Annotated in this window: 9 protein-coding genes; 2 read left to right on the top strand and 7 right to left on the bottom strand. The window is 74.0% G+C overall.

Translation table 11 applies throughout. The annotated features are described in order from the left end of the window. From VNM44_RS15030 to VNM44_RS15015, 4 genes are all read right to left on the bottom strand, one after another. Window positions 1-381, bottom strand: a 381-nt coding sequence (locus VNM44_RS15030; RefSeq protein WP_325626725.1) for an ATP-binding cassette domain-containing protein, incomplete at its 3' end; no start/stop codon positions are given. Next, window positions 378-3452: an FtsX-like permease family protein gene (locus VNM44_RS15025; RefSeq protein WP_325626723.1), complete on the bottom strand. Its 3075-nt coding sequence runs from the start codon at window positions 3450-3452 to the stop codon at window positions 378-380. The genes VNM44_RS15030 and VNM44_RS15025, both read right to left, overlap by 4 nt. Beyond that, window positions 3452-4030, bottom strand: a complete 579-nt coding sequence (locus VNM44_RS15020) for a CGNR zinc finger domain-containing protein (RefSeq protein ID WP_325626721.1) — start codon at window positions 4028-4030, stop codon at window positions 3452-3454. The genes VNM44_RS15025 and VNM44_RS15020 overlap by 1 nt, the downstream gene beginning before the upstream one ends. A gap of 65 nt (window positions 4031-4095) precedes the next feature. Continuing rightward, entirely contained in the window at window positions 4096-4473 is a 378-nt protein-coding gene (locus VNM44_RS15015; protein WP_325626716.1) for a hypothetical protein, read from the bottom strand. 18 nt (window positions 4474-4491) lie between these two features. Here VNM44_RS15015 and VNM44_RS15010 point away from each other — a divergent pair, with 18 nt between their 5' ends. Further along, window positions 4492-5625: a patatin-like phospholipase family protein gene (locus tag VNM44_RS15010; protein WP_325626714.1), complete on the top strand. Its 1134-nt coding sequence runs from the start codon at window positions 4492-4494 to the stop codon at window positions 5623-5625. A 74-nt stretch (window positions 5626-5699) separates the two neighbouring features. Here VNM44_RS15010 and VNM44_RS15005 read toward each other — a convergent pair whose 3' ends face one another. From VNM44_RS15005 to VNM44_RS14995, 3 genes are read right to left on the bottom strand one after another with little or no spacing between them, the layout of a single operon-like run. After that, window positions 5700-6953, bottom strand: coding sequence for a S1C family serine protease (locus VNM44_RS15005; protein ID WP_325626712.1), 1254 nt, complete (start codon window positions 6951-6953; stop codon window positions 5700-5702). Between the two features lie 46 nt (window positions 6954-6999). Next, complete coding sequence (locus tag VNM44_RS15000) at window positions 7000-7365, bottom strand: glutaredoxin family protein (protein ID WP_325626710.1); 366 nt, start codon at window positions 7363-7365, stop codon at window positions 7000-7002. Continuing rightward, entirely contained in the window at window positions 7362-7598 is a 237-nt protein-coding gene (locus VNM44_RS14995; protein ID WP_325626708.1) for a BolA family protein, read from the bottom strand. Before VNM44_RS14995 ends, VNM44_RS15000 begins: the two co-directional genes overlap by 4 nt. Before the next feature lie 199 nt (window positions 7599-7797). Here VNM44_RS14995 and VNM44_RS17155 point away from each other — a divergent pair. Next, window positions 7798-7920: ribbon-helix-helix protein, CopG family (locus tag VNM44_RS17155; protein WP_349258052.1), on the top strand; the 123-nt coding region annotated here is incomplete at its 3' end.

Below are 7920 nucleotides of genomic sequence, written 5' to 3'. Positions count from 1 at the left end.
CGCGCGCTGCTCACGCTGCATGCGCTCGACGCCGCGCAGGCCGAGCGGCAGCGCGACCAGCTCCAGTGCGGTCAGGTCGTGCGACAGCGCGCGCCAGTAGTGCTGGTCCGCGTAGCCGACGACGCGGGCGCGGTGTCGTGAGACGACCGAGGCCGATGCGCCACCGAGGTCGAGCCCGTCGACGAGCGCAAGCCCTGCCGACGGGCGCTCGAGGCCCGCGACGACGCGCACGAGCGTCGACTTGCCCGCGCCGCTCGGGCCGAGGACGACGCAGACCTCGCCCGGGTCGACGGCGAGGGTCAGCCCGCGCAGCGCGGCCACGCCGCCGTCCTCGGACGCGTGGACGACGAAGACATCGCGGAGGTCGACGAGCGGCGTCACGCCTCGCCCCCGATCCGGCCCGGCCCGCGCGGGTCGGCGAAGGCGCGCCGCGTCGTCAGCAGGACGAGGCCGGCGGCCGCCAGCGCGAACAGCGCCGACGCCACGACGACCGTCCACGGGCCGATCGTCGTCGCGAGCGGCGGCTCGGGCACGTCCGCCCGCGCGGTCACTGAGACGACGCGCGTGACGAGGAACGCGAGCGCGATTCCCGCCAGCGTGCCGGCCGCGACGCCGACGAGCGCGACGAGGGCGGCACGCGTCGCGACGATGCGGCGCAAGAGGCCGGGCGTCGCGCCCTGAGCCTCGAGATCGGTCAGCTCGCCCCGGTCGTCGCGGAGGTCGGCGCGCATCGCGAGCACGAGGCCCGCGGCCGCGAGCGCGAGCGCGGCGAGCGCGGCGGCGGCGAGCGCCAGGAGCGTCCCGTGCCCGAGGGGATCCTTCTTCGCGTCGCGCTCGAGCGCCGCGCGCGAGGTCGCCTCGAGCGCAGCGAACGGCGGTCGCGCGAGCGTCGCCGCGACCTCGGCCTCTCGACCCGGCGCGGCATCGATCCAGAGCTCCGAGACGTCCGCCGCGCCGGGTGATGCCGCATCGACCGCGGTCGACAACGCGCCGAGGTCCGCGAGGACGGCCGTTCCCGTCGTCCCAGGGATCCGATCCACGACCGCGGCGACGCGAACCGGGACCTGCTCGCCGCCGATCCGGAGGGCCAGCCTGCCGCCGACACCCCCGGCGAGCTCGGCGAGCGCGGGGGTGACCGCCACGGCCGGCGGCGCGTCGTCGGTCGGTTGGCGCGCGCGCAGGCGTGCGGCCCGCTGCGGCGTGACTGCGTAGTCGAAGGCGAGCGCGCCCCGCGTCGAGCCGCCGTCGATCGTGACGCCGTTTTCCCCCATCCAGCCCGAGAGCGACCCGTCGAGCAGCCTGACGGTCGTCGTCCCCTGGAGCGCGACGCCCGCGTCGGAGCCCCGCTCGATGATCCGCGGTGGGACGAGGGTGAGCGCCACGAGCCTGCCGCCTCGCGCCGACGTGGGAAGCCTGGCCGCGAGGACGGTCGGGCGATGGCGATCGGCGGCGCCCAGCTCGAGGACGCGGAACGAGCCGCCGCGCTCCTCGACCGTCGCGCGGTAGGAGAGCAGGCTCGGACCGACGACGAGCCGGAGCGTCGCGCCCGGGAGCACGACCCCGCGGAAGACCGTCGAGCCATGCGGCGCGACGGCGGCGGCGAGCCCGCGCTTGCTCGTTCCCCAGTCGTCGCGCCAGAGCGGCATCCCGCGGAGCGCCCCTCCGGGGACCCCGAGCACGGTGACGCCCGAGATGGAGGACGCGGGCCCGGCGCCGGCAGCGCTGCGAAGGACGGGATATGCGGCGTCGACGCCGGAGATCGAGGCATAGCGGGAGAGCGGCGCCGCGCGGAGCACGGGCACGAGCGTGCGGAGGTCCTCTCGGACGACGATGTCGGCCGGCACGGCGTACGCGGCCCGGTCGCGCTCACCAGTGGCCAGTGTGGAGCGGTACGCCTCGGCGAGCAGCGCAAGGCCCACGGCGAGCGCGAGAAATGCCGCGGCGATCCCCGCGGCTCCTGGAGCGCGGGCGACAGACACGCCGGCGAGCCGCACGTTTTCCGCACCACGCCGCCCGAGCAGCCGGCCGACGGCCGGCAGAAGCCGGGAGGCGCCGACGGCCGCCGCGAAGGCGAGCAGGCCGGGCAGCAGGAGGACGACGACGGGTGCGGCCCCGCCCGCGGCCAGCTCGCCGGCGTCGACCGAGCCACTGGCCAGGATCGCGAGCGCCGCGACCAACGCCGCGACGGCCGCGAGGTCGAGCGGCCCGACCCGCCCGCGGCGGCGCGCTTGGAGCGAGACGGTCACCGCGATCACGACGGCGGCGACAACGCCCACGGCGAGGCCGAGCAGGATGCCGGTGGGTGAGAGCACGCTCTCACGCAGCACGGCCCCGACCGGCGCATCGGCCGCGGCCGCCGCGATCGCTCCGCCGGCCGACCCGACGAGCCACCCCACGACCGCGCCGCCGAATCCGACCGCCGTGCTCTCCGTCCCGGTCAGGAGCGCCCGCTGCCAGCGCTGCCCGCCGTGCCACGTCAGGCGCCGCCTGGCGGCCGCGAGGTCGCGGCGCATGGCCCCGGCGGCGAGCACGGCGAACGCGACGAGGAGCGCGGCCGCCTCGCCGCCGACCAGAAGAAGGCGCCGTCCGGCCACCGTCGCGTCGCGCTCGGCGGCGCCGAGCTCCTGCGACGGCGCCGTGACCGTCCACGACGACGAGCTCGCCTGGAGCCCGGCCCGCGCGCGGTCGGCGTCGCCGACGAGGCGGTCGATCTCCCACAGCCGGGGCGTGCCCGCCGAAAGCGGCTGCACCCAGGAGTAGCTGCGATACGAGCTGGCGACCACCGGGGAGGAGACGAGACCGGCGACGCCCTCGGCGACGACGAGCGGCCCCGGCGCGGGCAGGTGATAGCGCGAGGCTCGTGCGAACGCGGGCGCGACCTCGGCGTCCTCGAGCGCGTTGTCCGTCGGCGAGAGGAAGTCCCCGAAGAGCTGCCGCGAGCGGAGCGACCCGGTGCCGACCTGCACGACCTCGAGGCCGGGCACGTCCGGCAGCCGGCCGGTCCCGCGGAGCCGAAGCACTTCACAGTGGGACGGCCTGCAGGCGCGCGGGAGGCGCCCGGTGCGGAGCAGGACGTGCGGCGCGAGGCCGTCGACCGCGGCGAGGCCGACGAACACCCCGCCGATCGTGCTCTCGCGGAAGAGCGCGATCGACACGGGCTTGCCGGCGGGCAGCGGCGCGAGCGCCGCGCGCGCCTGGCGGTCGAGCTTCGGCCATCCCTCCGCGTCCCCGGCCGGGACGCCGAACCACGACGCGCGGACTGCCCGGGACGAAGCGGGCAACCGCTCGACGTCCTGGGCGACGCTCCGATCCTTGGCGACGGTCCCGCCGACGAGGATTGCGGCGAGCACGCCGGACGCGGCCGCGATCCCGAGCGCCGCCGTGAGCGCGCCGCCGTCCCGCCTGCGCAAGCGGTGGAGCGCCAGCGAGACGACGTACCACGCGCTGCGCATCAGGCGTCTTCCCGTCCGGCGTGGCGCCGGCGGTAGGCACGCGACTTCTCGCGCCCGCCGCAGACCTGCATCGAGCACCAGTTCGAAGAGCGGTTTCGCGACGCGTCGTAGAAGAGCCAGCCGCACGTCTCCTGACGGCAGGCCTTGAGCCGCTCCCAGGCGCCGCCCGCCTGCGCCGTCGCGACGACGGCGACCAGGCTGGAAAGGCCGCGCCGTGCCCCGGTCCCCGCCGGCGCAAAGCCGGGGCCGTCGCTCCCCGCGCGCACGACGAGCGGGAACGCTGCCAGCGCCGCGTCGATCTCTGCGCGCCGGTTCGGCTCGGGCGCGACCCCGAGGGTGTTCGCGCGCGCGAGATCGCGCAGCGCCGCGCGCAGGGCCCGGGCGGCGACGAAGACGTCGGCGTCCACGGCGTCGTCTGGCCCGACGAGACCGCGATCTCGGAGCCATCCCTCGAGTGCGGCCGGCGTCGCGACGTCGTCCCGGTTGAAGTCGGGGATCTCCGTGTTCACGAAGTCCTGCACGAGGTCGAGCGGTGCCGGTGCCGGCGCGCGGTCGCCTGGCTGGAATCCGTCGCTCACACGGCGACGCTAGCGGTGCGTCCGCGACCAGTCAACCGATATCGATGGTCGTCTCGCGCCCTCCGTCAGGAGGACACCGGTCGCTCGTTCTTGATGCCGTGCACCGGGCGCCCCGCCGCCTCCCAGGCGTAGTAGGACGCGCTCGGTCCGTAGGCCGCCTCGTACGACACGACGCGCGGATTGCGCCCGACCTGCTTCGCGCGGTTGGCGTGCCAGAGGAGGTTCGGGTCGTCTTGCTCCTGCCAGACGAGCACGAGATGGGCCGCGGTCATGAACTCCGCGACGAACGTGCAGCCGTCGGCGGGGCACGGGAACGGGTCCGTGCGCACGCACCACCAGCCCGTGTGGTTGTCCGCGTCGTCGTCGCGCCAGAGGTGCTCCTCCGCGAATATCTCCTCGTCGGCGACCTCGAGGACCCCTCTCTCCGGTGCCTCCCGCTCCACGCCAGCACAATAGATGCGATGAACGACCGCGATCTCGCGCTCGTGCTCTCCGGCGGCGGAATGAACGGGCTCCTGCTCGAGCTGGGGTTCCTGAAGCGCGTCCGCGAGGACCCGTTGTGGGAGCGCGTGGGCTGGATCTACGGGACGTCGGCCGGCGCCCTCTCCGGTGTCATGGGCGCGCTCGACCGGCTCGACGAGCTCGAGGAGTTCGTCCTCGAGCTCCGGCCCGCTGAGACCTTCCGCCCGAACCGCCTCTGGCAGACGCCTTTCAGCGGGCTCCACGACTACGCCCTGCCGGAGACGATCGCCGAGCGGGTCGCGCCGATCGACGAGCTCGCGCGCGAGCTCGCGACCACACCGATCGAGCTCGTCGTGACGGTCACGGACGTCACCGACGGCGAGCTCGACGAGCATCACGCCTACGAGCGGCTCTACTCGAGCCGAACCACTCCTCCGGAGCTGATGGCACGCGCCGTCCTGGCGTCGGCGGCGATCAGCGCGCTCGTCCTCCCGCTGCGCGTCGGAAACGTGATCGGGACGGACGGCGGCTGGGTGCGGAACTTCCCGCTCGGCCACGCGTACGACAACGCCGACGTCCGCGAGATCGTCGGCTTCCGCTACATCTCGCGCACGACCCGCGGCTCGGGCGAGAACCTCGCCCGGCTGCGGAAGCGGCTCGAGCCCTTCCGGGCGGTGCCGCCGGTGCGCGCTCTGATCGGCGAGCTGCGCGGCGCCGAGGAGCGGCAGGAGCGCGGTGAGCCGCCGCACCTGCCGGACATGATCCTGCGCCTGATGCGCGTGGCGGTCGCGCGGAACACGGAGCTCGAGGTGCGCTCCGCCCGCGAGAAGGACGACTCCGTCCAGGTGCTTGCGGAGCTGCGCGAGGAGGTGCTCGAGACCGTGCGACGCACCGCCGCCCCGTGGCGGCGGCATGCGGCCGTTGCGGAGGTCGACGCACGCTTCGCCGCGGCCCGGTTCCCGTTCCGTCACGACCGCGCGCTCCCCGCGACCATCGTCCGCGGCGACCCGGGCGAGCTCGCGCTCGACGCGACGTTCCGCGCGGGGCTCGAGTGGCCCCTGGAGACGAAGCGCGCCCTCGTCGAGCGCGGCTATGAGCAGACTGCGGCCGCCCTCGCCGAGGGCGGCCGCTAGACGCAGAGGCGGGCAGGCACCAACCTCTGCTCGTGTTGGCGGGCGAAGGGGAGGACGCCCGCCGACCCGAGTTCCTAGGGGCTCGCGGTGTCGGGCACGCGCCCCAGCTCCACCTCCACCTTCGACTTCGACCCGTCGGCGTGGACGACGGTCAGCTCGACCTTGTCTCCGGGCTTGTGGGCGGTGATCGCTGCGCGGAGCGCGTCGACCGTCGCCACGGGCTTGCCGCCGATCGCGACGATCATGTCGCCGCCGAGCTGGTAGCTCTCGCCCGCGACAACGACCTGCGTCTTGCCGCCCTTGATGCCCGCCTTGGCGGCCGGGCTGCCGGGCTTGACGGAGCCGACGAGGACACCCTTGCCGGCCGGCAGGCGCAGCACGCCCGCGACGTCAGAGCTCACGTCCTGAAGCGTCACTCCGAGGAAGGCGCGGTCGACCCTGCCGTCCTCGATGAGCTGCGCGACGACGCTCTTGACGGTGTTCGAGGGGACGGCAAAGCCGATGCCGACGTTGCCGCCGCCACCGTTCGCGGTCTCGATCTGGGAGTTGACCCCGATCACGCGGCCCTCCGAGTCGATCAACGGACCGCCCGAGTTGCCGCTGTTGATCGGCGCGTCGGTCTGGATCACGTGGTCGATCGTGTAGTTGTTCGGCGCGCGGACCTCGCGCTGGAGGGCGCTGACGATCCCGGCCGTGACGGTCCGCTCGAGCCCGAACGGGTTGCCGATCGCGACGACGGGGTCGCCGACTCCGACCTTGTCGGAGTCGGCGAGGGAAAGGGGCGTGAGCGCCTTCGCGTCCACGCTCACCTTGAGGAGCGCAAGGTCGGTCGACGGGTCGGTCCCGACGACCTTGGCCTTGACCGTGTCCCGGTTCGAGAAGCCGACCTCGATCTCAGAGGCGCCCTGGACGACGTGGTAGTTGGTGACGATGTGGCCGTCCTTGTCGATCACGAAGCCGGAGCCGAGCGCCTGCTGCGCCCGACCGGGCAGGACGTTGCCGAAGACGTCGGTGCTCGTCGCGCCGCGTGACGTCGACGTGATCTGCACGACGCCGGGGCCGCTCTGCCGGTAGATCGCGCCGACGTCGATCGCGGTCGAGCCGGTCGACGAGGATGCGCCGGACTGCTCGTTCGCAATCGGTGTCGCCTCGACGACGGTCGTCGAGGCGTCGAACGCGCCGAGCGCCCAGGCGCCGACGAGCGCCGCGCCGCCGCCGAGAAGGGAAGCGGCGGCGAGCGCGGCGATCGGTCTCGCGGCGGACGCGACCCGGCCAGGAGGGCGGGCGCCGGTCGCGTCTGGGCGATCGGACGGCTCGGAAATGCTCACGCCACCGGTTATAGGCAGCGCGTCGTGAACGCCGGGTTGTGGGCGGTTAAGCGGGGGTTGCGGCCAGGACGACCGTCTTCACGACCTGCTCGCGGTCGGCGCCCAGGGCGTCGTCCAGCTTCCGCTCGAGCTCGCCGGACGCCTGGAGCTCCTCGGTGATGTCCGCACCGCCGAGCAGCTCGCCCTTGACGAACACCTGCGGGATCGTCGGCCAGTCGCTGAGCGCCGAGAGCTCCTGCCTGATCTGCGGGTCGGGAAGGATGTCGACCGCCGTGATCGGCGCCCCGGCGTTCCAGAGGGCCTGGAGGGCGCGGAGCGAGTTGCCGCACGCCGGGCGCTCGGGCGTGCCCTTCATGAAGATCGCGACGGGCTCGTCGTCGATCACGTGCTGGATCTGGTCGCGAAGCGTCATGGCGTTCCCGTTCCCTTCGTCGTGATGCGGAGCTCGTGGATCGTGCCGTCGGCCAGCGGCGCGGCGAGCGCGCGGTTGACCATGCGGTGTTGCTCGACGAGCGAGACGCCGTCGAACGCCGCGCTCGCGACGGTCACGTGGAAGTGGTCGTTGCCGCCCGTACGGTCGAGCACGTCGACCGTCCCGCCGGGGAAAGCCTGCTCGAGCAGCGTACGGATCGTCTCGACCCCCATCCACGTTGATGCTAACTACCGCGTGCGGGGGGAGCGGTCCGACGAGCGGCGCCGGCTCGGGCTTCCACGTGTCGTCCGGACGTCCCGTTTGTACGCCGATGCCGTCGCCCGGCACTTCTCGGCCGGCGAGCCGACGCTCACCGAGCGCGGCCTGGGGCGTCTGCGCCCGGCCGCAACCGGGTGATGTATACTGCAATGTATGCGTCGCAAGCAGATCTACCTCGACGACGCGAGCGAGCGGGCGCTCAAGCGGCTCGCGGCACGCACCGGCCGGTCGGAGGCCTTCCACATCCGCGAGGCGCTGCAGCGCTACCTCGCGAGC

The organism is Gaiella sp., assembly GCF_035558935.1.
GTDB lineage: Bacteria > Actinomycetota > Thermoleophilia > Gaiellales > Gaiellaceae > Gaiella.
This window is presented reverse-complemented; position numbering and strand designations above follow the sequence as displayed.